The following is a 25213-nucleotide window of genomic DNA, read 5'->3' as shown; positions in this document are numbered from 1 at the left end:
TTTTCGTCTTACCTAATCACCACTAAGACACTGAGTTAAAGCGCTCCAAATTTGCTTTTTCGATCTGTGTTACACTCTCGTCATAATAACAATTAAACACACGTTTTAATTTTCAGCAATAGCCAATTATGATGACACACAAATATTCACCTCCCTGGTGGGCTAAAAACCCCCATATCCAAACGATTTTACCCGTGCTAACCAAAGTGGACAGACCACAGTTAGAAAGGGAAAGATTAGAGCTAGACGATGGTGACTTTATTGATCTGGACTGGCAAGGTACGCCCCAAACAGGCCAGGTCATTGTTGTTATCGTACATGGCCTAGAAGGCAGTTCAGCGTCTCATTATGCACGCCGTATTCTGGCCGAGTGTAAAACGCAAAAACGATGCGCCGTCGTACATCATCATCGAAGTTGCTCTGGAGAATTAAATAGGCTGGTCAGGGGTTATCATAGCGGTGATACTCAAGACATTCAGGCCACTCTGATGCTACTTAAACAACGCTATCCGGACTCCCCTTTACTGGCTGTGGGGTATAGTCTTGGTGGTAACGTTTTGATTAAGTATCAAGGCGAACAACAAGAAAAGAGCTTAATTGATCGAGCCGTTGCCATCTCTGCACCGTTACACCTTGCAGCATGCGCTAAACGCCTAGAGAACGGCTTTTCAAAGGTGTACCAGAGCTATCTCATTAAGCAGTTGCAAGAGAAGATGATTGGCAAATTATCGACTCCAGCGCTACAAGCCCTAATGCCTATTGGCAAAGCTGAAATTGAACAATTGACCACTTTTTATGCTTTTGATGATCAGATTACAGCGCCATTGCACGGTTTTAATGGTGTGGACGACTATTATCATCGCGCCAGCGGTCTTCCCTATTTGAGCAAAATTCAAAAACCAACCTTAGTGATCCATGCCAAAGATGATCCCTTTATGACCCATGCTGTGATCCCGACGAGTGACCAGTTAGCCGCACAAGTCGAATATGAATTGCATGAGAATGGTGGCCATGTCGGCTTTATTGAAGGCGGTACGCCATGGCGCCCACGCTACTATATTGAAAAGAGAATTTTGTCTTTTTTAACCTCTCACCTCAATCAACCTGAGAATACACCATGCTAGTTCCCTATGAATCATTAAACCAATTGCCCCCTGAAACATTTGAAAACATCATCAAAGAGTTTCTCATTGGTCAGTTAGAAGATGGCAGTTTTTCAGGTACTGACGCAGACAGTATGAAGAGTGCGATTTCGACCTGTCGTGCTGCACTCGCACGTGGCGAATTAGTCGTCGAGTTTAGCGAAGAGGAAGAATCTATCGCGATTAGGCGTAAAGAAGATATTGTAACAATGGATCCAGCTCAAGATTGACCTGAGTGATTCGAATACGTATAACTATACCCAATCAACTTCAAGATGTATGATTTCAGTGGGAATTAAAAGTGACTTAAACAAGGCTTTGGGCGCAGCGCAATAGCTGGTCTATTGTCAAGTTCAGTTACGCGGTTTAAATCACTTTTAAACCCACCCAAAGGGAGCGCCTGAGCAAAGGCACTTTGAAGTAGAATGGGTATAAAATTCACATACAGTTTTTGAAGAACCCGATTTGTTGCAGGATCAAAACCATTAGCCATATTTGGCAGTGTCCAGGTGATATTCAACTGTCTCTATTTTAGGTAAAAAAATGTCAGCGAAACATCCTATTATTGCTGTTACAGGCTCATCCGGTGCCGGTACGACAACGACAACAACTGCATTCAATCATATCTTTAGGCAACTTGGGATTAATGCCGTCATTGTTGAAGGCGATAGCTTTCATCATTTCACTCGCCCAGAAATGGCAGTGATGATCCGTAAAGAAAAAACTGAAAATCGTAACATCAGTTACTTTGGCCCTGAGGCTAACGATTTTCAACGTTTAGAGCAGTGCTTTAGCGACTATGGCAGCACTGGCCAAGGTGAGACTCGCGCATACCTGCATACCTTTGACGAAGCCGTCCCATTCAACCAAATGCCAGGCACTTTCACCCAGTGGCATCCGCTGCCCGAAAATACCGAAATGCTTTATTATGAAGGTCTACACGGTGGCGTAGTCACCGAAGATTGTGACGTGGCACAGCATGTCGATCTGCTGATAGGGATGGTACCTATTGTCAATTTAGAGTGGATTCAAAAGATTATTCGTGACACCTCTGAACGAGGTCATAGCCGTGAAAAAGTCATGGACTCGATAGTGCGCAGTATGGACGATTATATTAACCATATGACACCACAATTCTCTCGCACCCATATTAATTTTCAACGGGTGCCAACCGTAGATACCTCGAACCCTTTTAGTGCGAAAAGCATCCCGAGCTTAGATGAGAGTTTTGTGGTGATCCGTTTTCGTGGTATTAAAAATGTCGACTTCCCTTATTACTTGCGGATGATCCAAGGCTCATTTATGTCTCGAATCAACACGTTAGTGGTGCCAGGTGGCAAGATGTCGTTAGCTATGGAACTGATCCTTACCCCACTGGTTAAGGACTTAATGGATAAGCGACTGCAACTCATCACACCAGAAAATGAGTAATTCAATCCGACTATTCACTATCTTAAGATTTGTTTAAGGTAGGTTCTGTAGACTTTGGCTTATCGGGATTTCAGGCGAAAGAACGATAAGTTAGCATGCTCTTGGCGGTGAATTCCCCCATCTTGATCTGTTTATTACCTTGGGCATGCTGGCTAACCTCTAAATAAAGTGAATTCCACATTCATCTCCTTGAAGATGCTGGCTAACCTCTTTTAACAATCAACACCAAGTGAATTCCACATCTATGTTGATCTGTTTATTTCCTTGGGTATGCAGGCTAACCTCAAACTAAACCGTAATATATTATTGAAGTGAATTCCGCATCCATATTGATCTATTCATCTCCTTGAAGATACTGGCTAACCTCTTTTAACAATCAACACCAAGTGAATTCCACATCTATGTTGATCTATTCATCTACTCGAATATGCTGGCTAACCTCTCTTAACAAAAAACACCAAGTGAATTCCACATCCATATTGATCTATTCATCTCCTTGAAGATGCTGGCTAACCCCTCTTAACAATCAACACCAAGTGAATTCCGTATCCATCTCGATCAGATTATCCTCCGGAACATAGCCGCAGGTAACAGCCTCGATTGAGTCGGTCTGCGGGTTTCCATATTTGATTTAAAGTAAATAACTAGCTGAATGGGTTTATTCGAGGCACAAAAAAAACGCTTAATCACTTAAGCGATTTTCAAATTTGATGCATGTTAATTACCGATTAAAGGAACAACTTCACGAAAGGGCTCAAAGTTTTGGTATGTTTCCAATCGCTGGATAAACGCACCCGTCTTACTTTGATCGGAGGTGAGTGCTAACGCCTCAATCGCTTTTTGCTGAGTCGAAATGGCGGCATCAAAATCGCCAACTTCCGCATACGCTGCGGCAAGGTTATCCAATGTGGTCGGGTCTTTTTTATTCGCTTTTAGCAGATTAAGTGACAGCGCTAATGCTTGATCACCGTCTCGATACTTCGCTTCCGGACACGTCGCTAAAATCCAAGCAACATTACTTAATGAGATCTCATCGCCGACCAGCTTAAATTGCTCTACCGCTTTACCACAATTACGCTCAACCCCTTCGCCACCAGCGGCATAAATAAAGCCTAATCTAAAGTCAGCCCGCTTATTGCCCTGTTTACTCAGCGCCGTGTACCACTGTTTTGCCGTTGGCAGGTCACGAGTCACTATGCTGCCTTCAAACGCCAAGTCAGCGACGGTTTGCTGCGCTTTAGCATGGCCTTGCTTGGCAGCGCGGGTCACCCACTCCATGCCTACAGTTTGGTTCTGTTCAACAAATCGTCCAGACAAATACATCAACCCAAGCAGATATTGGGCATCGGAATCACCGTGAGCCGCTTTCAAATGAATATGGGCTACCCGGCTGGCTTCTGCTGTGCCTACCGGTTGAGGAATTGAAAAAGCTTGAGCAGCTGGGCTCGCGGCTATCAAAAAGACCACTACAGTATTTAAAATCCAAGGTCTAAACTTCACACGCGCTCCTATTAAATCAAACAACTCAAGCATGGCTAATTGATCAATGCTGAACTATATCTTTTAGCAGTTAGCCAGAAATTCATACAAAAGTCGAGGATAAAGCCCCTGAACAGCCAAGTGAGAATGATTTTCATTAAAAGCATCCAAATTTATGACATTAAATCCAGTCTTGTATTATGCCATGATTCGCCTAACTGCCAGCGACCAAACAAGATGTGATATCGCTTGCAGAGTTAACCATACTATTATTGGAAAAGACGTAATAAGTTGACATATATTACTAATGTATCAGAATAAAAGACTATCATCATAGCTAGTTACCTTTATGCGGTAAGTCTAAAGTAAGACTTCCATCAAGGTTTCACCTGCTTAATTGACGTAAGATGCTTAATTAGCATATTCTTACTCTTAACGTAAATCAGTCGAGGAACATAGGCATGGCTCTGATTGGAAAGCCAAAACCAGATCCTACTTTGGAATGGTTTTTATCACACTGTCACATTCATAAGTATCCAGCCAAAAGCACTTTGATCCACGCTGGTGAAGATTCAGATACGCTTTATTACATCGTAAAAGGCTCTGTAGCCGTCTTGATTAAAGATGAAGAAGGTAAAGAGATGATTCTTTCTTACCTTAACCAGGGCGACTTTATCGGTGAATTAGGTCTGTTCGAAGAACAAGCTGAACGTACTGCTTGGGTTCGTGCTAAGCAAGCCTGTGAGATTGCTGAAATTTCATATAAGAAATTTAAGCAACTCATTCAGGTTAATCCTGAAATTTTGATGAAGCTTTCTTCACAAATGGCTCACCGCCTGCACAGCACAAGCCAAAAAGTGGGTGACTTAGCCTTCTTAGACGTTGCTGGCAGAATCGCGCAGACATTGCTTCATCTAGCTAAGCAGCCAGATGCGATGACGCATCCTGACGGCATGCAGATTAAGATCACTCGTCAAGAGATTGGCCAGATTGTTGGTTGTTCTCGTGAGACTGTTGGTCGTATCCTGAAAATGCTAGAAGAACAAAGCCTTATACAAGCTCATGGTAAGACTATCGTAGTATACGGTACTCGCTAATACAGTATTAAGCTCGGTTTAATACAGCTTCTATAAAATGGTCTGAGATTAATCTCAGGCCATTTTTTTTAGGAGTACCGCTTGAAAATTGCCATTTATTTAAGCATTTTAGTTTGCTTACTAAAACTCCCGGTATTGGTATTTGCCAATCAAAAGGTGGAAGTGCAGCACTATCAGGCGCAACTGCTGGTGAAGAGTGGTCAAATCCTGTCATTGGACGTTACACTTGTTGGCATCAAAGCTATCTGTCACGGTAAGCTTATCGATGCCCATCTTTACCAACATAATGGCAACTGGCTGTATGAGATACAAATTCGCAGCCCAAATGGTGAGATTGTAGATCTGATCCTAAATGCACGTAACGGACAACTCACTAACCCAGCAAAAATGCCAAGCCGTTGTATTGCAGAAACGCTGTAATATATAAAACACACCGCTTTGCACTGTTCGCATTACTTTTGAGTTAACATTACCTGTCAAAAGCTAAGCGCTATTTACTCTACAGGCATGATTGAGAGCACACTTTATGAAATTACTCCTTGTTGAAGATAACACCCTACTTGTTGAAGAACTGCTAAAACAGCTTAAGCAAGCAGGCTATGTCACCGATGCTACCGACAAGATTAGCGAAGCTGATTACCTAATGAATGAAACTCAATATGATTGCGTGATTCTTGATATTGGCTTACCTGACGGTAATGGCCTTGAGTTACTCGAGCGCTGGCGTGAACAAGGCATACATACACCGGTTATCATGCTAACTGCGCGAAGCCAATGGCATGAGAAAGTCGAAGGCTTTAACTCTGGCGCTGATGACTACTTAGGTAAACCTTTTCATACCCAAGAGCTACTTGTCAGGATCCAAGCGTTGATCCAACGTGCTCATGGTAAAGCCAACTCACCTAACAAACAGCTCACTTATGCTGGCGTTGCTTTAGACGAAGGACAGCAATCTGTCACTATAGGTGAAAATACTTTTGAGCTAACCGCAATGGAATTTAGGCTATTAAAGATATTCTTAATGTCACCTAAAAAACTCCTTTCAAAAGCGCAGCTCACTGATAAATTATATCAATTTGACGATGAAAAAGAGAGTAATGTCGTTGAAGTATACGTCACTCATCTTCGTAAAAAATTGGGTAAAACCGCCATCGAAACACGTCGCGGCCAGGGGTATATTTTTCACGGCGTGGTGCAATGATATCCATCCGTAGCAAACTAAGCCTGTGGTTAACAGGCTTAGTTGTTATCGCCACGATAGTGGCGCTGGTCTTTTTCGAGTCCATGCTACGCCAAGCCTTCCATGATTCGATTATTGCAAGGCTGCAAGAAGATCTTCAACAAGTATTACTCGCCACTCACATCGAGGATGGCAGCCTCAGCATTGATCAAACCCAACTTTCAAATTTCTATAAACCCGTCTATTCAGGTCGCTACTATCAACTCGATCTGCCAGAGCAGGAGCTAAGATCGCGGTCACTGTGGGATCAACGCTTAGAAGTTGCCGACTTAAAAGAGGGCGAGACGCGAGCATGGCAGACGAAAGGGCCACAAAATCATGATATTCAACTGTTATCGATAGGGCTTAATTCTGATACTTCAGGGCTCAATGCCACACTTACCGTAGCGCAAGACTTAAGTATTGGTCGCAAAATAGTCTCAGAAATTTATGGCACCAAGCTTATCGTCAATCTTGTTATGTTGATGGCAATGATAATGGGGATTTTTTTGGTGCTGCGTCAATCCTTTAAACCCGTCAGTCAAATGAAAGATACTTTGGCTCGGTTACGTGAGGGCGAAATATCTTCATTCGATCTCGACACTATCCCGTTAGAGTTGCAACCATTAGCCTCGAACTATAATGAGCTTTTACTGTATTCGAGTAAGCAGATTGAGCGCAGTCGCAATAATTTAGGCAATTTAAGCCACGGACTTAAAACGCCGCTAGCGGTCATGCAGCAACAGGTTGAAGTATTAGGCTTAAAAGATCCTGATTCTGCAGAAGCATTACAAAAACAACTCGATCTAGTGCATAAGATGATTGAGAGAAAGCTCGCTGCAGCGCGTATAACCGGTGATATGTTACCGGCGGCGCAAATGCAGTTACCCAAGGATATTGAGGATCTAGTGCAGACTCTGAAAAAAGTGCATCGCACTAAGACCATCAATTGTCGCTTAGATATTCCAGCTGACATCAGACGACTCCCCATGCATCGCGAAGATGGCATGGAACTGCTGGGTAACTTATTAGACAACGCGTTTAAATGGGCTGACACTGAAATTAGAGTGTGTATCAGCAATCATGATCAGCAGCTCATTGTCAGTATTGAAGATGATGGTCCAGGAGTGAAAACAGAAGAGTTGGCGCTATTGACTCATCGGGGAAAACGTTTAGATGAAGCCACCATGGGCCACGGACTCGGGCTATCGATTGTTAAGGATATTGCCGAACAATATAAGATTGTACTGCAATTTCAACACAGCTTATCTTTATCCGGTCTCAAAGTGACACTGCATTTTTCGGTTTAATGCCAATGGCTGTATCAGCCGTAAAATCTAGACACAAAAAAGCCGGATTTACTCCGGCTTTTTTGTGTCTAATGCTAAAAATCTAGCACCCAGTTTAGTTCACCATTGAGCCAGTAACCTAATTGCCGACTTAATTCACATTAGTACTTTCAAAAATCTTATCGGCAGACGCAGCCACAAAGCCTGTGTAAAGCTCCCCGTCAGCTTTTGGATAACGTATAGCAAACTCGTAAAAACAGCTAGGGATCTCAATCACAGCGTCTGAGAAGCTAACTTGAAGCTTATCTGCCATCGTTGACGATTGCTCGAGCAATACTTCAGCACTGCCCTTCACTTCACCACCAGCAGCATTAAGGACAAAACCGGCAGTTTTTAGTGCGTCATTCACTTCAAAAATGGTATCAAAGTTAGGTAAATGATTAATTGAAACCGTAAAGTGGTTCGCTCGGTAACCAAATGCCGCAACCCAAGCTGCATACTCACTTTCAGCTAATAACGACGCATAAGTCTTAGAATCAAGCGCCCAATGACGTCCAGAATACAGGAAGTTATCTGCCGTCGTTGCCCTTGGTTCTACCTGCTCAATTAGACCTTTAATGGTCGTTTGGAGTTCATCACTAAACTCTTCGACCAACAACTCTGAGATGAACACCTTTGGCTGAGTGCTATCAGGATGTTCAAAATGCTTAGCGTTAAGCTTTTTAGCTTCAAACTTATAATCACCACAAGCGACATAACCGATTGATTCAAAATGTGCAGCGAGTACGTCAAGGTTAACCTTGCTGATATTAAACGTTCGCAGTGCAATATGATCATTGATGATCTTCTCGCCCTTAGAAAGTAACTGATGAACTTTAGCGGCAGAGGGTGCCATCTCAATATAATCTTGCCAAAGTGCTTCAAATAACGCGTTTACATTAGTGTGCATCGTTAACTCCTTTACGCCATCGTGCTTATTATTTTTTATGTCACGCGGCTGTACACATTTGAGGGATTTAGCAGCTCCACCTAGGTTGGTAGGTAAGAGCTGCTAATGATTGCTAGATTTGCGTCGTATCAAATGCTGTTGATACTTGCTCAAAGGCTTTAACAGATTCAGCAAAGCCTTTGATATAAAGAAGTGCCCGAAGCTCTTCCCTTTACGTTAACACTAAATGCTCAAGCCTGGGCTCAATTTCGCCGGCAGACTCACTGCATCGGCTTCAACAGACGCCACTGGATATGCACAGTAATCAGCGGCATAAAATGCGCTAGCTCTGTGATTACCCGATGCGCCAACACCACCAAATGGTGCCGCACCTGACGCACCTGTTATCTGCTTGTTCCAGTTAACAATACCGGCACGAATACGCGCTAAAAAGTAGTCATAATCTTCACGGTTATCAGCAAGTATGCCAGCAGACAAACCGTAGCGAGTGGCATTAGCCAGTTTGATTGCTTGATCAAAATCACTATAACGGATCACTTGAAGTAGTGGACCGAAGTACTCCTCATCAGGCAATTCAATCACATCAGTCACATCAATCAGACCCGGTGAAACCAGACCCGTGCCCGCTTCTAGGTGAGTTAGTTCAACGAGTGGCGCTGCGCCCAAGTTAACTAAGTTACGCTGTGCTTCAACCATGCCTTTTGCGGCAGATTCTGAGATCATAGAGCCCATAAATGGTTGTGGCTGTGCATTCCACGCACCCACTTGAATCTTTTTAACGGCGGCTGCAAGCTGTTCAAGCAGTGCATCACCTTGCGCACCTTTCTCAACGTATAGACGACGAGCACAAGTGCAACGCTGACCTGATGAGATATAAGCAGATTGAATAATGTCATGTACTGCAGCTTTAGTATCTTCAACACCTTTAATAATAAGTGGGTTATTCCCCCCCATTTCAAGTGCTAAGATTTTACCTGGTTCACCGGCATATTGCTGATGCAAAATATGACCCGTACGTGAACTACCGGTGAAGAACAAACCGTCGATTTGTGGATGAGCGGCAAGCGCCTTACCCGTTTCAACTTCGCCTTGAACAAGGTTAAGCACGCCAGCAGGTAGACCGGCTTTCTCCCAAAGTTTAAGCATTAGCTCTGCCACTTTAGGGGTTAATTCAGAGGGCTTAAATACCACGGTGTTACCCGCTAGTAGCGCAGGTACAATATGGCCATTAGGCAAGTGGCCAGGAAAGTTATAAGGGCCAAATACCGCAACCACACCATGTGGCTTGTGACGCAATACAGCACGTCCTGCAGGGATTTCGCTTTCAGACGTCCCCGTACGCTTATTATAAGCGGCCACAGACAAGCCGATTTTACCGATCATAGCACCCGCTTCTGTTGCGGTTTCCCATTGTGGCTTACCCGTTTCTTGGGCAATCACTTCAGCCATATCGGCCTTATTGGCTTCTAGCTGATCACGGTATGCTTCAACAATCGCTAAACGCGCTTCAAAACCCAGCATAAACCAATCAAATTGTGCGTTACGCGCAGCATCAACCGCAGTATTAACTTGCGCTGGTGTTGCCGTTTTACTTGTCCAAATGACTTCTTGGTTTGCAGGGTTAATTGATGTCACATCGTGACCTAAACCTGCTATCCACTTACCTTCAATAAATTGTGTCATATTCTATTCCTACATGGCCAATACACGGATCTGCTCACCGTCTGCAACCATAAGGCCTGCAGCAGTTTCAGCGTCTAAGATCACGTTGTCATTGTCTTCTGATACAGCTAGATTTACAGCTGTAGCGCGGTAATTTGCGAGTTGGGTGTTTGAAACGATATAGCTTGGTGCATCTACTGGAGCATCAGCAATGGTCACCGTTAACAAACGGCTTTCGCGTATAGAGCGAATATCATGCAGGTTACATTCAACGGTGGGTCCACCATCAAAAATATCGACGTAACCTCGACATCTGAAACCTTCGGCCTGCAATAGATTAAGCGCGGGTCGAGTATTGGCATGTACTTCACCAATGACTTTTTGCGCTTCTTCTGGCAATAAGCACACGTAAACCGCATTTTTTGGCATCATTTCCGCCATAAATGCTTTTTGTCCTAGGCCTGATAAGTAATCAGCTTCAATAAAATCAATGCCTAAAAAGTGCTTTTGCAACCAATCATAGAAAGGCGAGTTACCCTCGTCATCGCTCTCGCCACGCATTTCAGCAATCACAGTTTCGCCAAAACGCGCGGCATGTTGTGCTAAAAAGAGAAAGCGGCTTCGGGACAACATACGACCATTGTTATTCTTACGGTAACTTCCTCGCAAAAACAAAGTGCATAGCTCTGCGGCGCCAGTATAGTCATGACATAAGGTTAACGTCTCGACTTCGTTGCGCACGCCAATTTGCTCGGAGTGGTAAACCTCTGTACCAAGACGGTAATGGTAGAACGCATCTTCCATACCAACAGCCGCTTCAATACCACAAGTACCAACGACTTCGCTAGTTTCTGTGTCTTCAAGCACCATTAAATAGCCTTCATCAAACGGCTTATCGACTTGTTTTTCAAACGAAGCTTCAACCCGCGCTATTTTGCGTCTAAGAAGATCTTCGTTTACAGGTAAAGATGTGAATCCATGTCCTGATTCTTCGGCTATTTGATATAGTGCGTCAAAATCAGTGGATCGGATTGGACGTATTATTAACATCTATGAGTCTCCTCACTATCACTTGTCGCTATCAGGTAAGCATTGCCTTTAACAGGCAATACTGACACTGCAGCTATCAAGTATCCTAAAGACAAAAAAGAAGCGCTAAGGTGACCTAGCGCTTCGTTTGCCAATTTAGGCTGCGACTACTTTAGCGACAGCTCGCTCGAAACGCGCTAGGCCTTCGGCGATATCAGCTTCTGGGATCACGAGTGAAGGTGTGAAACGCACAACATTTGCGCCAGCCACTAAGCTCATAACACCCTCTTCAATGCCAGCCACTAAAAACTCTTTAGCGCGTCCTTGATACTTTTCATTCATCACGGCACCAAGCAACAGGCCTTGGCCACGAACTTCAGAGAAAACATCATACTTGTCATTGATCTTGCTCAGGCCATCACGCAGCAATTGCTCACGCTTTTTAACGCCATCTAACACTTCTGGTGTATTAACCACATCAAGTACTGCGTTACCGATAGCACAAGCAAGTGGATTACCACCGTAAGTTGAACCATGAGTACCTATCTTAAGGTGCTCAGCAATTTCTTTGGTTGTCAGCATCGCAGCGATTGGGAATCCGCCACCCAATGCTTTAGCGGTTGTCAGAATGTCTGGTACCACATCACCACGCATGTAAGCGTATAGCTCGCCTAGACGACCAACACCCGTTTGAACTTCATCAAATACAAGCAATGCATTGTGCTTATCACAAAGCGCGCGTACGGCTGTTAGGAACTCAGGATCAGCGTCGATAATGCCGCCTTCACCTTGTAGTGGCTCCATCATTACGGCACAAGTCTTATCAGAAAAGACCGCTTCTAGTGCGGCAATATCATTGAATGGGACGTGAGTGATGCTCTGTGGCTTTGGACCAAAACCGTCAGAGTAAGCTGCTTGGCCGCCAACGCTAACCGTAAAGAAAGTACGACCATGGAATGCTTTATCAAATGCAATGATTTGATCTTTTTCAGCGCCGAACTTATTCATCGCGTAACGACGAACTAGCTTAAGTGCTGCTTCATTGGCTTCAGCGCCAGAGTTAGCAAAATAAACACGCTCAGCAAATGTCGCTTCAACAAGTTTAGTGGCAAGCTCAAGAGCTGGTTCGTTAGTCATGACGTTAGATAGATGCCAAAGCTTCTCGCCTTGCTCTTTTAACGCACCAACCAAAGCAGGATGACAATGACCTAAACAGTTAACGGCAATGCCACCAGCAAAATCGATAAACTCTTTACCTTCTTGATCCCAAACTCGGCTACCTTCGCCGCGAACTGGGATTACTGCTGAAGGCGCATAGTTAGGCACCATAACTTCGTCAAACTGGGCACGTGTAAGATTCATTTTAACGCTCATTCCTTCCATCCTTTCAAATTATCGACCGCGATAAAGCCGTCGTATTCCGCTTGATGTCTTTATCTTTTATAGGTGACATCACGGTTGCTTGTATTACTAGGAAGACATTATTAGCGAAAATGTGATCAAAATACCAGTTTTTCACAACCTTCATCGGGCCGAACATGCCTTATAGTGCATAAAGAGTTGAGATTTAGAATTATCAAAGCGTATATAGCGGGGGTTTAAGCATAATTAGTCATAAAAAAGTTCTCTAGCGCCTCCGAATACTAAATATTCAGCATTAATGCATAACTAGTTCACTGAAATGGCGTATATAGGCTGAGTTAGCGTAAATTAGACAGTTTTTTGACCAAGATTTGATTAACTAACCAAAAGCGTCTAAATGATAAATAATTGTATACTATTTAGTGACGGAAATTAGCGGATGTTTGGACGGCTATTCGATGTTCAATGAGATTACTCAACATCGGAGAATGAGTCTACGATTGTACAATGAGCACACTCCGTTATTGCGGGCTTAAAGCAGTGCTAATTTACGGTAGTTTTTTCCATTCAAACGGATCAGCTCTTGTGCCGAAATTTCATAGTAATCGTACATTAAACGGCATTCAGCGGAGGTAATATTACCCGCCTCTTTTAATAGATAGACCCTCGCAAAACAGCTAGCCCTTTCGATAAGTGCTGAATCTTCATCAAGATCGGCATATTTAAGACTCTCATCAATCGCTTTAAACGTTTTGGTTAAACGGCTCTGTTCAAAACTCAGCTGATTAAGTAACTGCCAATTGAGCGGACCACTGTGCGTCAACGCTTGCTGATAAACATCAATCGCCGGAAACTCAGTTGCCATGATTGCATCATAAAGCTCTTTATCTCCGTTAGCACTGGCTTCTCTCAACCAGGTCCCCAACGTAGTATCAAACATCTTAGCGCAATTGCTAATAACGCAGGTCGTGCCAAGCTGACTCATCAAGCTACAGCTGTAGGCAAAAGCGCGATCCTTATTGTGCAACTCAACTAAGGCCTGAGCCGCTATCGCACTTATAACGCTGTAACGCCATAGTTTACGAGTCACCCACAACAGTTGAGGCTGGCCACTCGGCATGAGGTAGCGCAGGCAAAAATAGGGGATTAACGCTTGCAGGTTTTCAATACCAATGTAGTTAAGCACGAGTTTGATATCAGTCACTTGAATGTCTGAAGTTTGCGGCCGACGATGCCGAAACATCGGGCTATTGATCATATTAACTAAGTCACGCTGTAACCAAGGTAAGTCCATGACTAACGGACGTATACGTGAAAGGTCAACTCGTTTGGAATACAGGAGCTCAAGTAAGAGGATTTGCTTTTCATCGAGCTTAGAATGCTCGAGAACCAGCTCTACCGATGTCAGCTGATGTTCTATAGCACGGTTAACACTGGTAATCAGTTGGGTCGAAACAACCTTGTACAACGCTTGAGCCTTATTCTGCTTCTCTATTCGTGCTCGAATAGCGTCTCTTTCAATTTCGAGTTTATTGGCATCATCTTCAAGCTCTGCGTGGAGCTCATCAGGAATAGAGACAGGTTTGCCTTTGCCAACAATGAGTAGCTCTTGCAGCCTATGCTCTATTTCTATAATTTTGCCGGGTTTTACCCCACCCGCTACCGAAATTGCCACTGATTAACCTATCCCTAAATATCGATTCTACCAACAGCAACTGACGGCAATGCAATCTCGCCGTTCATTCGCTGTCTCCACATAGACAAAAATCCAGATCTCTCTGGATTTTTTATCGGCTCAACAGCTAGCTTATTGAGTATTTAATCTGAACTCGTATTCAGTTAATGCATTTCCCAAGCGCGGTATGTGCGCCCTTTCAATTTACCATTAACAATTTTATGCAGCGCACGCTTTGCGACTTTACGATTAACCGCAACGTAAGCACGATAATCAGTGATCTTGATTTTACCGACTTCACTACCATCAATGCCATCTTCACCCGTAAGTGCCCCTAGAATATCGCCTGGACGCAACTTCTGCTTTTTACCGCCGTCGATTTGCAACGTGATCATATTTGGTTGAGTAGGGTGCGTGTCGAGTAAGCTCTCTGCAGGCAGCGCTTCATTGACGATATCACGCTCAAGGTAATCTTCGAGCAACGCAATTTTATATCCATCTTCATCGTTATAAAACGTATATGCGGCGCCTTGACTGCCAGCACGTCCGGTACGACCAATACGATGAATGTGAACTTCAGTGTCAAAAGCAACCTGGTAGTTAATCACAGCATCAAGCGCGTCAATGTCTAATCCACGCGCCGCAACGTCTGTTGCCACCATAATAGACACACTTTTGTTGGCGAACTGCAGTAGCGTTTGATCACGATCTCGTTGCTCGAGATCGCCGTGCAATGCCACTACGCTAAAACCATCGTTCTTCAGCTGCGCAGCAACATCTTTAGTCTCACGCTTAGTATTACAAAATACCACGGCACTATCTGGACGATGCTGCAGTAACAACAATTTTAGTGCCCGCATACGGTCATTAGGATTACTCACTTCATAGAAGTGTTGGTCAATCGTACTTGTTTCATGCGTCGAAGCGACTTTAACCATGACAGGTTTGAACATAATCGAATTGGCAATAGACTTAATCTGATCAGGGAATGTAGCGCTGAAAAGTAATGTCTGACGTTCAACTGGAACCTGCTCAATAATGGCTTCAAGTTCAACTTGAAAGCCCATATCTAACATACGGTCAGCTTCATCCAACACCAAGGTGTGCACATTATCTAAATCTAAACGGTTACGATCTAAGTGATCGATAATACGTCCTGGAGTCCCCACAATGATGTGTGCGCCGTGCTCTAGCGAACCAATTTGTGGGCCCATAGGAACACCACCACAAAGGGTCAACACTTTAATATTGTGGATACCGCGGGCTAACGTACGGATCTCTTTGGCCACTTGGTCAGCCAGTTCTCGTGTTGGACACATCACTAAACACTGAATGCGGAATCGCTTAACGTCCAATTTATGCAGCAGACCCAAACCGAATGCGGCCGTTTTACCCGAGCCTGTTTTTGCTTGGCCAATGACATCTTCCCCATTAAGGATCGCTGGTAAGCTCTGAGCTTGGATCGGTGTCATCGACTCAAAACCCATCGTGGTTAAGTTGTCGAGTAGCTCAGTTTTGAGCTTTAGGGTTGAAAACGGCACTTGGCCATCGGTGTCGAGGACTGATTGAGTCAAAGTTTCTTTCCTAAGTATTTACCGCGAGAATGAAGCTCATTGCTGGCAGAGTTTATCTAACCAGTTCAATACCGTCGGCGGTTTGGCCGATTCTCAACAGCAATAAAATATAGTGACAAGAGCCTTAAAATCACAAGGCTTAAAATGTCGATGATGAATGCTAACGATTATAGCGCGCTATTGTAGCAGTTATTACAATAGATGCAGCATTCCCACGCTTTTGCAGCAACAAATACTGCCCGTAGCAGTAGATTAAACCCTGTGCTTTACCTTTAAGGCTTTGCCCCTTATGTTAAAACTAACTTTTAAGGGTCAATCAATTATCATGTCTGTTAAAACATCGCTTATGCCATATCTTGCACTGTGCTTATCCAGTAATGCGTTACTTAACTGCAAACGATATCTGTTTGAGTTTAAACGTAAGCTGCTACGTCAACCTCACAGTCTCAAAGTGTTTATCAAAATAGATGACCCTTACAGCTATATTCTGCTGCAAGCGCTAGCACATTTTATACCGCGCTACGTGCCATCAATGTCGCTCAACATTGTATTCTATCCGCTAATCTCAGTCCCAGAGAATGCTTTTCCTGAACCCATCTTGTGGCAAAAAAATGCCGTCTCCGACTGTCAGTATTTAGCCAAGCTGTACTGTTTTGACTCCGTTAACAGCGATATTGAACATCATCAATCTGACAAAGTCGCCGCGACAAAAGCGCTACTTGCCTGTGGGTCGACTGCCGCAGACATACATCATTTAGTCAAAATATTTGCCGATTTCTGGCAAGGTAAAAACTGCCATCAACCTAAAACAACGCTCCAGTTCAGCCCCCAAGAAAAAACCAGCTTAAGCCGCAATAGTGATTTAATACAAAAACTTGGACACTATCAAACCGCCACGATCCATTATGCTGGAGAATGGTATTGGGGAGTCGATAGATTAGCCTATTTAGAGCAACGCTTGATTAGCTTGTACAAATTACCTTTGCAGCCAACATTCACCAAAACAAGATTGAAACTCGGCGCTACATCCACATTGAAACAAGCCGACATCTCAAGTCATGGTCAACATAACAAAAGCCTCACGCTCTATTTTTCAATACGCAGCCCATACTCCCATTTAGGCTTAGAGCAAGCTGTGTTACTGGCAAGAAAATACCACATCCCCCTCATTGTAAAGCCAGTCCTGCCGATGGTAATGCGTGGTTTGGCGGTGCCTCACGCAAAGAAAATGTACATATTCCATGACACCAAACGTGAAGCACGTCGCTTAAATATCAATTACGGCAAAGTCGCCGATCCTTTAGGGCTGGGAGTTGAAAGGTGTTACGCCCTATTTGAATATGCAGAGGCGCAAGGCAAAGGGACTGAGTACCTCTTAAATTACTCAAGAGCAGTCAACAGCGAAGGACTGCATAGTGATACGGATAGGGGCCTGAAAGTCATCGTCGAACGCAGCGGGTTAGATTGGGCACATGCGCAAAGTTTGCTTAAACAAACAAGCTGGCGCCAATGGGCGCAACATAATCTTGATGAGATGATGCAACTTGGTCTCTGGGGAGTGCCTAGCTTTTGCTACCAAGATAGTAAGCAACAACTGAACGTATGGGGGCAAGACCGATTGCAAAAAATAGTGCAAACGATCCACTTAACGTGAGCGTTAAAGCGTTTCACCGCGCAACGCTTCACCTAATTGCTCAATCCACCAATCCACCGCATCTTTAGCATCGTCGGTAGAATCAATCATGGTGCTCAGATCTTTGCTGCCCGCTTTGCGATCAATCATGGCAACAATCGGTTTTCCAGTCTGAGCATCGCTAATCATCAGCTCTATCGTCGCACTACCGACGTTAGTATGTTCACCGGTCACGATCTTTGAAATGGTTGAAATGCCAAGCCCCACAGGCATGATGCTACTGGTGATAGCCAAGATGGGATTAGGGGTTTCAATATTGGTGAGTGCCACACTTACTCTGAGGGTTTTGTCTGTCGTTTTTTCAACGACGGTATAACGCTTGCTGGCTTTTTGTTTGATTTGATCGATAAGGTATTTAGACACCTCAACAATCTCTTGATCATCGAGTCCATCATAACGTTCTTTATCATCAAGCAGTAGCCAAGCCTGATCGACAATCACATTGTCGTATTGATTGAGGACTTGATGAAAACCTGCCAAGCTTTTAATGTCAGGTCTTGCCCACACCAAATCAATCCCCCCTTCAGGCCCAGGTTTGAAATCCTCAAAAGTGCTGAACATCTGCGATTTGCGATAATCTTGAACAGTACCGCAACCCACCAGCAATAACATGCAACCTAAAACAATCAAACGAGCGATATTCATTATGTTCCCTAATAATCGACTCAACATAAGCAGTAGCCTATACATATCGCGTGAAGCTTAAAGGACAACAAAACAAAAGTACAGGTAATTACACAACTGTATACTCGCAAACGTAAAAGCAGGCTATTACTATTCTGGTTTAAAGACGCCAATCATGGCACCCGTCGCCTTTTTAGTCACTTTGTCTTCTGTTTGCTGCTCGCGATAATCACACTCAACACATTCAACCGTTTCAATACCATTTTCTTTAAATAGCACGATAGATTCTTTCGCTTGGCACTTCGGGCACTTTGCACCTGCAACAAATCGTTTTTTCACTTTCTTCGCGGTAGTCGTCATCAATTAGAGCCCTAAGGGTAAATTCGTGTCATTTTGCCACAAAAGCACAAATAAGCCGAACCATAGCGACAGTTTTCGCTGCTTGGTCATAGCCGCCAGACTAGATTCTAGGCTATTATCCCCAGCAATAATTGCTTTCACTCAGACTCAAGTCGGCATAAATGATCACCATCACTCAAGCTCAACTCGTTCGCGGGTCTAAAATCCTGCTAGATGAAACCTCATTAACTGTTTATCCAGGCCATAAAGTCGGCCTTGTTGGTGCCAACGGTACAGGCAAGTCTTCACTTTTATCGCTAATTCTAGGCAAGATAAGTTTAGACAAAGGCGACTTCGGTATGCCTTCAGGTTGGCAAACAGCAACTGTCGCCCAGGAAACACCCGCTCTGGATGTTGCAGCCATTGAATATGTGATTGACGGTGATACTGAATATCGTGAGCTTGGAGCTCAATTGCAGCAAGCCCAAGAGCTTGATGACGGACATAAGATTGCCCTGTTACACGGTAAAATAGAGGCCATTGGCGGCTATGCAATTCGTAGCCGCGCTGCCAGTTTGCTTGCTGGACTTGGCTTTGGTGAAGCTGAACAGTCTAACCCAGTCAAAAGTTTCTCGGGGGGTTGGCGCATGCGTTTAAACTTAGCCCAAGCACTATTGTGCCGCTCAGACTTACTACTACTTGATGAACCCACCAACCACTTAGACTTAGATACCATGTACTGGCTGGAAGGCTGGATTAAAGCTTACCAAGGTACATTGATTTTGATCAGTCACGATCGTGACTTTATCGACGGTATTGTTGATGAAATAGTCCATGTAGAACATCAAAAATTGAATTACTACAAAGGTAACTACACTGCCTTTGAGCATGTCCGTGCCGAGCGTATGGCGCAGCAACAAGTTGCCTATGAACGTCAGCAGAAAGAACGTGCACATATGCAGACATTTGTGGACCGTTTCAGATACAAGGCCAGTAAAGCAAAACAAGCCCAGAGCCGTTTAAAGGCGCTTGAACGCATGGCAGAACTATTGCCATCACAAGCTGATAGCCCTTTCCATATGTCATTTAGAGAGCCTGAAGCATTGCCAAATCCACTCGTCGCCATGGAACAAGTGTCCGTTGGTTATGGTGAGACAGAGATCCTTAAAAAGGTGCAGCTAAACCTAGTGCCTGGTGCTCGTATTGGCTTGCTCGGCAGAAATGGCGCAGGTAAATCAACCTTAGTTAAATTGCTTTCAGGCGAGCTGTCGCCCATGAAAGGTAAATACGAAACTAACCCAGGCTTGAATATTGGCTACTTTGCACAGCATCAATTAGAGTTTTTGAGCTTAGACGATACGCCACTGCAACACCTTGCACGCCTCGCACCAAATACAAAAGAGCAAGAGCTGCGTAATTTTCTTGGCGGTTATGGCTTTAACGGTGATATGGCCGTTGCACCTGTGCGCCCCTTCTCCGGTGGCGAAAAAGCGCGTTTAGTATTGGCGCTACTGGTGTGGCAACGCCCTAACCTATTACTACTTGATGAACCCACCAACCACCTCGATTTAGAGATGCGCCATGCGCTCACCATGGCGCTGCAATCATTTGAAGGTGCGATGATTATTGTATCGCACGATAGGCATTTACTGCGTCTTAGTTGCAGTGATTATTACTTAGTGGATCAAGGTGAAGTCAAAAGCTTTGAAGGGGATTTGGACGATTATCATCAATGGTTACTTGATGCCGCTAAGGCCGCAAACAAAGACGATACAGGGGCTTCCGCTAAGCCCACTCAAGACAAAAAACAGCAAAAACGTTTGGAAGCGGAGTTAAGACAAAAGCTATCTCCGATGAAGAAGGTCCAAACAAAGCTGGAAAAAGAGCAACAAAAGGCAAATGACCGCTTAAGTGAACTAGAGCAAATGCTGGCAGACAGCAGCCTTTATGACGCTGACAACAAAGCAAAACTGACTAAAGTCCTCAGTGAGCGAACCACACTCACTCAAGGCTTAGAAGAGAGCGAAATGGAGTGGTTAGAAGTTCAAGAAGAAATTGAAAAGATGGAACAAATAGTCCGGGCTGCACTCTAGATAACATAAAGGGGCATTAAGCCCCTTTTTTAATGGACGGTAATCATGACACTTCTCAACACATTAGACTTGAGCCTGTGGCAAGACTGCGACGACATTTACCTCAAACACCAACAACAGTGCCTTCGTTTACAGGACGAACATCAGGTCAATGTGAACTTGTTACTGCTCGCACTTTGGTTAGACACCCAAGAGTACTTACTGTCATCCACGCAATGGCAAACCCTACAACAAGACACATTTAAGTGGGAAACTAGAGTACTTTTACCTTACCGTAAACTACGCCGCCTAAGTAAGTCATGCTTAGAAAAAGCTGAATACCAGCAAATGCTGGACGTGGAACTGATGCTTGAACGTAAATCTCAAAGGCTGATTTTACACAACCTAAACACACTAGTATGCCAAGGCGACAGCAGTAACCTAACCGGTTATTTAGCCCTGTTTAATCTCAGCAGTGAGCACTACCCATCATTAAAAACATAACCGTTTACATATAAAAAATGCCCATCTCAACGACGGGCATTTTTATTAGCTTGCTTAAGTTTTAGATAAACTTAGAAAACCAATTCTACACCAGCAAAGTAACCTTTGAACTGCATATCTGCTGTAACGCCGTCAAAGCCATTTACATCAAACTTAAAATCACGGTAACCAGCACGGATACGATAGTCCAACGCAGTACCATCAAAGTTCCAACCAAGACCCACTGAATAATCGTAAACGCTTGACTCATCAACGCCCATCATAATGTCAGCGAAACCATAAAGACCAAGACCAGGAATACCGACCTGTGCATCGACATAGCCCATCACAATACCGCTATCGATATCTTTTGTCTCTGGGTGGCCAGCATCAGACACTCGGAATTCACCGTGCATCACTTTGTACGCTGCACCGATATCTAACGCCACAATATCGTTATCAAGAATTTCGTAATAAAGTACAAAGTCAGTATTACTTAAGTCAGTCGTCGCATTAACATCGCCAATGAAGTTGTGGTCGTTAAAGCTAAAGTCAGCATCAGACATGCTGCCCTTATCATTTAGACGGTTTTCACGGATCTTAACATTAGGAACTAACGGGATTGGGTGTTCAATCGCCAACCAAACGCTACCTTGAGAATCATCTTTGTAGTTAAACTCTTGTTGTGGTTGGCCTCTTTGAGCAAAAGTACCACTGGTATCAGCTTGCCAGTAATCGCCACCTACTTTAAAACCGATAACAGAAGCAGCATGAGCAGAAGTGCCTACTAAAGAGCCTAATAGTGCACACGCCAATAATGTTTTTTTCATAGTTAACCTTGAGTTAATAAGTTAGTTAAATCGATAACCGCGGCATTTGCGCGGGAGACATAATTTGCCATCACTAATGAGTGATTAGCGACAACCCCAAAGCCTGAACCATTAAGGATCAATGGGCTCCAAACGGATTGTTGTGTTTCTTCAAGTTCTCGAATGATTTGACGAAAACTCACTTGAGCATTCTTTTTCTTCAGTACATCTGCAAAATCAACTTCAACCGCTTTCATGAAATTAAGCAGCGCCCATGTTGCCCCACGAGTTTCATAGAAAACATCATCAATTTTCCACCAACTGGTCTTAATCTCCTGCGCGACATAACCGGGTGTAGATTGCCTTGCAGAGCTATCACCTGATAAATCAGTATTAAGCCTTTCTTGGCCAACGCTCGCTGACAGTCGTTGCGACATACTGCCTAAGCGCTTTTGGATCTCTTTCAACCATTCATTTAGGTTGTCTGCTCGGGCATAGAACTGCGCATCAGGATTCTCCGGCGCAATCATTCGAGCGCGATACAACTTCAACAGCTTAACGGCATCGCGATACTCACTTTCAGCACTAGGTACTAACCAACTGGTGTGCTCAATGTTCAGTTTTGAATGCGCGGCAAGTAGATCTTTGTCGGCTGTAGATTGAGACTGAGAACGACTAAACTCTTTACGCATAATAAGCGCTAAATCACGAGCCTGTTCAATCGCACCAAATTCAAATGCAGGCATATTGTCCATCAAGATTGAAGGCGGTGTGACGTCATTCGATAACCAGCCGCCGGGCTTATCCAACAGAGCCTCAACCGTTAAAATAAGCGACGTTGTCGTGGCATAACCAGTAACTTGACGCCCATTATCCAGCTTATAAACCTCTTGTTCGATGACATCAGGTTCAGCACTCCACCAAATAGCGATAAGGTAACCAATAAAACAAATTAAAGCGGCTAGCGCTACGCCTTTTTTCCAGGTCATTTTCATTAACAGTTACTCCTTAATGATGGTGATGGTGATGTTCAGACTCTGCGGAGCTAGCCTGCTTTTTAACGGGTAGCGAAATCACTTGCTGCTTACCGTCTGAGAACCTTAGGGTTAAATCTACTTTGCTCTCTTCGGCTAAGGGCGCGGTCAATCCCAACAACATGATGTGATTTCCCGATTCAGAGAGTACCAAGCTGCCATGAGAGTCTATGTCAAAGCCATCAACTTGGCGCATTTTTATCATGCCATCTTCATCAATAAGTGTATGCAGTTGCGCTTCTTTCGCAAAAGGCACTTCGACAGCCACAAGCCGTGTTGCCGGTCCATGATTTTCTAAAGTGATATAAGCAGCGGTATTGGGCACGCTTGGCGGCATTGCACGAACGTAACCATCAACAAGCACCACTTGCGCAAAAGCCGTAAACGAGAAACAGCTCAGCAGAGTGAGGTTAAACAGTTGTTTGAATATTTGCTTCAATGTCTTAAACTCCATTTTAAAATCTAATTCGCAACATGAGGACATAACGAATGAGTACTATTCAGATTAAGGACGATAATGGGGTACGTATTATTACGTTTAATCGTCCAGACAAGCGCAACGCGCTCAACCTTCAAATGTATACACAGCTAACAGAATACCTTATCCAAGGTGAATCGGACAATGAAATTCGAGCCTTTATGTTTCGTGGTCAAGCTGAGTGTTTTACTTCTGGTAATGATATTGCTGACTTTTTAAAAAATAGTAACTTAGGTGTGAAACACCCCGCTTTCAGATTCCTATTTTGCCTACTCGATTTAAACAAACCGGTCGTTGCTGCCGTTACTGGCGCAGCGGTTGGCATTGGGACAACCTTGCTATTACATTGCGATTTGGTCTATGCCGATACCACGGCTAAATTCCAACTGCCATTTGTCAAACTAGCACTGGTGCCTGAAGCTGGAGCAAGTCTGTTATTGCCTCAAGTTATCGGCCATGTGAAAGCCGCTGAACTACTGATGTTGGGCGAAAGTTTTAATGCCGCAACAGCACAAACATATGGGCTTATTAACGACGTTGTTGCAACGGAAGATATTTTTGAATATGCACTGAATAAAGCAAAGAAGTTGGCAGAGCAACCGCCTATTTCACTGCAAACAACCAAACAGTTAATGCGTTATAACAAAGAAGAAATAAGAGCGCAGATGGAAAAAGAATTGGTTGAGTTTGGTGCTAGGCTGGCAAGTGATGAAGCAAAATCTCGTTTCGCTGCATTTCTAAAAAAATAGCTCTTAGCCTAAATAAGCTAAAAATATCAGAAAGTATGTTTGCTTATATCAATATCGATTTTAGCGAGCATACTTTCTTGAATAACAAATAATCTCATCTAGTGTCCAATTGCTGTAGTCCGTATTGGCATGACGTATCAATCCATAAGTCGTATTATCGACTTCTTTATATAGATGCGCCTGTATTAGCATGGTTTTTCCCACTTAGGTAACACTAAGGCCAACACAAAGTAGATCATCAATCCCATTGCAGGGTTACAAAAAACCGCTAGTGCACATACCACACGGGTCCATAAACATGACCAGTCGAACTTATCTGCCATTGCCGCTGTAACGCCGCATACTAATGACGAAGGATCTTTTAACCTGTTAATAAAATCAGCCATTTAAAACTCCATTTAACTTCAAAGTTAATCTTTTAATTTATGCCACTGCAGCGAGCAAATAATACAAGCAAATATCGCTAAACTAACAACTGGCAGTAGTAACAACCCCATGAACTGAGCTATAAACCACATAATTAGTCCTTAATTAGTGCACTTGTGACCAGTGGCTTTTCAACCTTTTCGGCGGTAAGCATTTCAGCTTTCAAATCTTCATCACTGCTTAATTCGAACATCATTTCTGACATTTGAGACTGAATGGAAAGACTCAGTTCTGTTTGTGCTTTACTGACCATATCTTGCATTTGAGCGCTAATGTTTTGCTCTAAGCTGTTTGCCACTTCACTGACCAACGACGTTTCCGCTTGAGCAGAAACACTAGCACCTAACAATACAGCAGTTAATACAGAGGTCTTTACCGTTTTCATTACAATTGAATTAAACATAATGGATTCCTTTTCGAGTTTCGCCTGATTGCACATAGACTAATACAAGTGCCGTGCCAACTTTTCATTAACAAATTAAGCTACTGAATAGAAAGGATTAATTATCAAGGTGTGGGTTTTTAGTAACATCAACACGATAGGGAGTTTAACGAGGGATAGCTAACGTTAGTGAAACTCACCATGCACTGGTGAATT

General features: G+C 43.7%; 25 protein-coding genes. 11 read left to right on the top strand and 14 right to left on the bottom strand.

The features are described from left to right. Positions 1-131 precede the first annotated feature (131 nt). The 3 genes from L2729_RS04895 to L2729_RS04885 all read left to right on the top strand — a co-directional run bounded on the left by L2729_RS04895 (position 132) and on the right by L2729_RS04885 (position 2573). Positions 132-1124, top strand: a complete 993-nt coding sequence (locus tag L2729_RS04895; protein ID WP_248987263.1) for a hydrolase — start codon at positions 132-134, stop codon at positions 1122-1124. Next, on the top strand, positions 1118-1372 hold the full coding sequence (locus L2729_RS04890) for a YheU family protein (protein WP_101092553.1): 255 nt from the start codon (positions 1118-1120) through the stop codon (positions 1370-1372). Before L2729_RS04895 ends, L2729_RS04890 begins: the two co-directional genes overlap by 7 nt. A 313-nt stretch (positions 1373-1685) precedes the next feature. Next, the gene (locus L2729_RS04885; RefSeq protein WP_248987235.1) at positions 1686-2573 is read left to right on the top strand and encodes a phosphoribulokinase; all 888 of its coding nucleotides are present in this window, start codon (positions 1686-1688) and stop codon (positions 2571-2573) included. A gap of 717 nt (positions 2574-3290) precedes the next feature. On the opposite strand, the gene L2729_RS04880 is transcribed toward L2729_RS04885, so the two are convergent. Next, the gene (locus L2729_RS04880; protein WP_101092620.1) at positions 3291-4073 is read right to left on the bottom strand and encodes a tetratricopeptide repeat protein; all 783 of its coding nucleotides are present in this window, start codon (positions 4071-4073) and stop codon (positions 3291-3293) included. Positions 4074-4513: 440 nt separating this feature from the next. On the opposite strand from L2729_RS04880, the gene crp reads away from it, so the two are divergent. The 4 genes from crp (at position 4514) to L2729_RS04860 (ending at position 7678) form a co-directional block, all read left to right on the top strand. Continuing rightward, a complete protein-coding gene (crp, locus tag L2729_RS04875; RefSeq protein WP_101092555.1) occupies positions 4514-5149 on the top strand; it encodes a cAMP-activated global transcriptional regulator CRP in 636 nt (211 codons plus the stop codon). 81 nt (positions 5150-5230) lie between these two features. Continuing rightward, the gene (locus L2729_RS04870; RefSeq protein ID WP_248987234.1) at positions 5231-5569 is read left to right on the top strand and encodes a PepSY domain-containing protein; all 339 of its coding nucleotides are present in this window, start codon (positions 5231-5233) and stop codon (positions 5567-5569) included. Between the two features lie 106 nt (positions 5570-5675). Next, complete coding sequence (locus L2729_RS04865; RefSeq protein ID WP_102039125.1) at positions 5676-6350, top strand: response regulator transcription factor; 675 nt, start codon at positions 5676-5678, stop codon at positions 6348-6350. Beyond that, the gene (locus L2729_RS04860) at positions 6347-7678 is read left to right on the top strand and encodes a sensor histidine kinase (RefSeq protein ID WP_248987233.1); all 1332 of its coding nucleotides are present in this window, start codon (positions 6347-6349) and stop codon (positions 7676-7678) included. Before L2729_RS04865 ends, L2729_RS04860 begins: the two co-directional genes overlap by 4 nt. A gap of 130 nt (positions 7679-7808) precedes the next feature. Here the strand turns inward: L2729_RS04860 and L2729_RS04855 are convergent, their stop codons facing one another. The 6 genes from L2729_RS04855 to dbpA all read right to left on the bottom strand — a co-directional run bounded on the left by L2729_RS04855 (position 7809) and on the right by dbpA (position 15875). After that, positions 7809-8606, bottom strand: a complete 798-nt coding sequence (locus tag L2729_RS04855; RefSeq protein WP_248987232.1) for a DUF1338 domain-containing protein — start codon at positions 8604-8606, stop codon at positions 7809-7811. Between the two features lie 222 nt (positions 8607-8828). Then, positions 8829-10289 (bottom strand): succinylglutamate-semialdehyde dehydrogenase, encoded by a 1461-nt coding sequence (gene astD, locus L2729_RS04850; RefSeq protein WP_101092560.1) that lies wholly within the window; start codon positions 10287-10289, stop codon positions 8829-8831. Between the two features lie 9 nt (positions 10290-10298). Continuing rightward, entirely contained in the window at positions 10299-11318 is a 1020-nt protein-coding gene (gene astA / locus L2729_RS04845) for an arginine N-succinyltransferase (RefSeq protein WP_248987231.1), read from the bottom strand. A 135-nt stretch (positions 11319-11453) separates the two neighbouring features. Continuing rightward, positions 11454-12671 carry an aspartate aminotransferase family protein gene (locus L2729_RS04840; protein WP_248987230.1) on the bottom strand — a complete coding sequence of 406 codons (1218 nt, stop codon included), beginning with the start codon at positions 12669-12671 and terminating at the stop codon, positions 11454-11456. 520 nt (positions 12672-13191) lie between these two features. Further along, a complete protein-coding gene (locus L2729_RS04835; protein WP_248987229.1) occupies positions 13192-14334 on the bottom strand; it encodes an HDOD domain-containing protein in 1143 nt (380 codons plus the stop codon). A gap of 164 nt (positions 14335-14498) precedes the next feature. Beyond that, positions 14499-15875, bottom strand: a complete 1377-nt coding sequence (dbpA, locus tag L2729_RS04830) for an ATP-dependent RNA helicase DbpA (RefSeq protein WP_248987262.1) — start codon at positions 15873-15875, stop codon at positions 14499-14501. A 358-nt stretch (positions 15876-16233) separates the two neighbouring features. Here dbpA and L2729_RS04825 point away from each other — a divergent pair, with 358 nt between their 5' ends. Beyond that, positions 16234-17562 (top strand): DsbA family protein, encoded by a 1329-nt coding sequence (locus L2729_RS04825; protein WP_248987228.1) that lies wholly within the window; start codon positions 16234-16236, stop codon positions 17560-17562. Positions 17563-17565: 3 nt separating this feature from the next. Here the strand turns inward: L2729_RS04825 and L2729_RS04820 are convergent, their stop codons facing one another. Then, positions 17566-18246 (bottom strand): DUF3313 domain-containing protein, encoded by a 681-nt coding sequence (locus L2729_RS04820; RefSeq protein ID WP_248987227.1) that lies wholly within the window; start codon positions 18244-18246, stop codon positions 17566-17568. A 129-nt stretch (positions 18247-18375) separates the two neighbouring features. Further along, positions 18376-18585 carry a YheV family putative zinc ribbon protein gene (locus L2729_RS04815; protein ID WP_248987226.1) on the bottom strand — a complete coding sequence of 70 codons (210 nt, stop codon included), beginning with the start codon at positions 18583-18585 and terminating at the stop codon, positions 18376-18378. 161 nt (positions 18586-18746) lie between these two features. On the opposite strand from L2729_RS04815, the gene L2729_RS04810 reads away from it, so the two are divergent. Together L2729_RS04810 and L2729_RS04805 are read left to right on the top strand one after the other, a co-directional pair. Further along, entirely contained in the window at positions 18747-20657 is a 1911-nt protein-coding gene (locus L2729_RS04810) for an ABC transporter ATP-binding protein (RefSeq protein ID WP_248987225.1), read from the top strand. 45 nt (positions 20658-20702) lie between these two features. Then, positions 20703-21140, top strand: coding sequence for a TIGR02444 family protein (locus L2729_RS04805; protein WP_248987224.1), 438 nt, complete (start codon positions 20703-20705; stop codon positions 21138-21140). A gap of 71 nt (positions 21141-21211) precedes the next feature. On the opposite strand, the gene L2729_RS04800 is transcribed toward L2729_RS04805, so the two are convergent. The 3 genes from L2729_RS04800 to L2729_RS04790 are packed head-to-tail and all read right to left on the bottom strand — an operon-like array spanning position 21212 to position 23416. Continuing rightward, a complete protein-coding gene (locus L2729_RS04800) occupies positions 21212-21949 on the bottom strand; it encodes a TIGR04219 family outer membrane beta-barrel protein (RefSeq protein WP_248987223.1) in 738 nt (245 codons plus the stop codon). A gap of 2 nt (positions 21950-21951) precedes the next feature. After that, positions 21952-22923 carry a DUF2333 family protein gene (locus L2729_RS04795; protein ID WP_248987222.1) on the bottom strand — a complete coding sequence of 324 codons (972 nt, stop codon included), beginning with the start codon at positions 22921-22923 and terminating at the stop codon, positions 21952-21954. Between the two features lie 13 nt (positions 22924-22936). Next, positions 22937-23416 (bottom strand): copper chaperone PCu(A)C, encoded by a 480-nt coding sequence (locus L2729_RS04790; protein WP_248987221.1) that lies wholly within the window; start codon positions 23414-23416, stop codon positions 22937-22939. Between the two features lie 35 nt (positions 23417-23451). On the opposite strand from L2729_RS04790, the gene L2729_RS04785 reads away from it, so the two are divergent. Continuing rightward, a complete protein-coding gene (locus tag L2729_RS04785; RefSeq protein ID WP_248987220.1) occupies positions 23452-24189 on the top strand; it encodes an enoyl-CoA hydratase-related protein in 738 nt (245 codons plus the stop codon). A gap of 185 nt (positions 24190-24374) precedes the next feature. Here L2729_RS04785 and L2729_RS04780 read toward each other — a convergent pair whose 3' ends face one another. Both L2729_RS04780 and L2729_RS04775 read right to left on the bottom strand, forming a co-directional pair. Further along, entirely contained in the window at positions 24375-24575 is a 201-nt protein-coding gene (locus L2729_RS04780; protein WP_248987219.1) for a PspC domain-containing protein, read from the bottom strand. Between the two features lie 134 nt (positions 24576-24709). After that, positions 24710-25018: a hypothetical protein gene (locus L2729_RS04775; protein ID WP_248987218.1), complete on the bottom strand. Its 309-nt coding sequence runs from the start codon at positions 25016-25018 to the stop codon at positions 24710-24712. Positions 25019-25213 lie beyond the last annotated feature (195 nt).

It is taken from the genome of Shewanella gelidimarina, assembly GCF_023283945.1.
Lineage (GTDB): Bacteria > Pseudomonadota > Gammaproteobacteria > Enterobacterales > Shewanellaceae > Shewanella > Shewanella gelidimarina.
The sequence above is the reverse complement of the archived record's forward strand: the minus strand, read 5'-3'. Positions and strand labels throughout refer to the sequence as shown.

What these genes read in the sequence shown, in the direction of transcription:
- L2729_RS04800 (WP_248987223.1), bottom strand. Translation starts at nt 21,949, where the DNA reads ATGAAAAAAACATTATTGGCGTGTGCACTATTAGGCTCTTTAGTAGGC.
- L2729_RS04790 (WP_248987221.1), bottom strand. Translation starts at nt 23,416, where the DNA reads ATGGAGTTTAAGACATTGAAGCAAATATTCAAACAACTGTTTAACCTC.
- L2729_RS04820 (WP_248987227.1), bottom strand. Translation starts at nt 18,246, where the DNA reads ATGAATATCGCTCGTTTGATTGTTTTAGGTTGCATGTTATTGCTGGTG.
- L2729_RS04855 (WP_248987232.1), bottom strand. Translation starts at nt 8,606, where the DNA reads ATGCACACTAATGTAAACGCGTTATTTGAAGCACTTTGGCAAGATTAT.
- astA (WP_248987231.1), bottom strand. Translation starts at nt 11,318, where the DNA reads ATGTTAATAATACGTCCAATCCGATCCACTGATTTTGACGCACTATAT.
- L2729_RS04890 (WP_101092553.1), top strand. Translation starts at nt 1,118, where the DNA reads ATGCTAGTTCCCTATGAATCATTAAACCAATTGCCCCCTGAAACATTT.
- L2729_RS04810 (WP_248987225.1), top strand. Translation starts at nt 18,747, where the DNA reads ATGATCACCATCACTCAAGCTCAACTCGTTCGCGGGTCTAAAATCCTG.
- L2729_RS04825 (WP_248987228.1), top strand. Translation starts at nt 16,234, where the DNA reads ATGTCTGTTAAAACATCGCTTATGCCATATCTTGCACTGTGCTTATCC.
- L2729_RS04815 (WP_248987226.1), bottom strand. Translation starts at nt 18,585, where the DNA reads ATGACGACTACCGCGAAGAAAGTGAAAAAACGATTTGTTGCAGGTGCA.
- L2729_RS04795 (WP_248987222.1), bottom strand. Translation starts at nt 22,923, where the DNA reads ATGAAAATGACCTGGAAAAAAGGCGTAGCGCTAGCCGCTTTAATTTGT.
- L2729_RS04840 (WP_248987230.1), bottom strand. Translation starts at nt 12,671, where the DNA reads ATGAGCGTTAAAATGAATCTTACACGTGCCCAGTTTGACGAAGTTATG.
- L2729_RS04860 (WP_248987233.1), top strand. Translation starts at nt 6,347, where the DNA reads ATGATATCCATCCGTAGCAAACTAAGCCTGTGGTTAACAGGCTTAGTT.
- astD (WP_101092560.1), bottom strand. Translation starts at nt 10,289, where the DNA reads ATGACACAATTTATTGAAGGTAAGTGGATAGCAGGTTTAGGTCACGAT.
- L2729_RS04785 (WP_248987220.1), top strand. Translation starts at nt 23,452, where the DNA reads ATGAGTACTATTCAGATTAAGGACGATAATGGGGTACGTATTATTACG.
- L2729_RS04865 (WP_102039125.1), top strand. Translation starts at nt 5,676, where the DNA reads ATGAAATTACTCCTTGTTGAAGATAACACCCTACTTGTTGAAGAACTG.
- crp (WP_101092555.1), top strand. Translation starts at nt 4,514, where the DNA reads ATGGCTCTGATTGGAAAGCCAAAACCAGATCCTACTTTGGAATGGTTT.
- L2729_RS04775 (WP_248987218.1), bottom strand. Translation starts at nt 25,018, where the DNA reads ATGTTTAATTCAATTGTAATGAAAACGGTAAAGACCTCTGTATTAACT.
- L2729_RS04780 (WP_248987219.1), bottom strand. Translation starts at nt 24,575, where the DNA reads ATGGCTGATTTTATTAACAGGTTAAAAGATCCTTCGTCATTAGTATGC.
- L2729_RS04895 (WP_248987263.1), top strand. Translation starts at nt 132, where the DNA reads ATGACACACAAATATTCACCTCCCTGGTGGGCTAAAAACCCCCATATC.
- L2729_RS04805 (WP_248987224.1), top strand. Translation starts at nt 20,703, where the DNA reads ATGACACTTCTCAACACATTAGACTTGAGCCTGTGGCAAGACTGCGAC.
- L2729_RS04885 (WP_248987235.1), top strand. Translation starts at nt 1,686, where the DNA reads ATGTCAGCGAAACATCCTATTATTGCTGTTACAGGCTCATCCGGTGCC.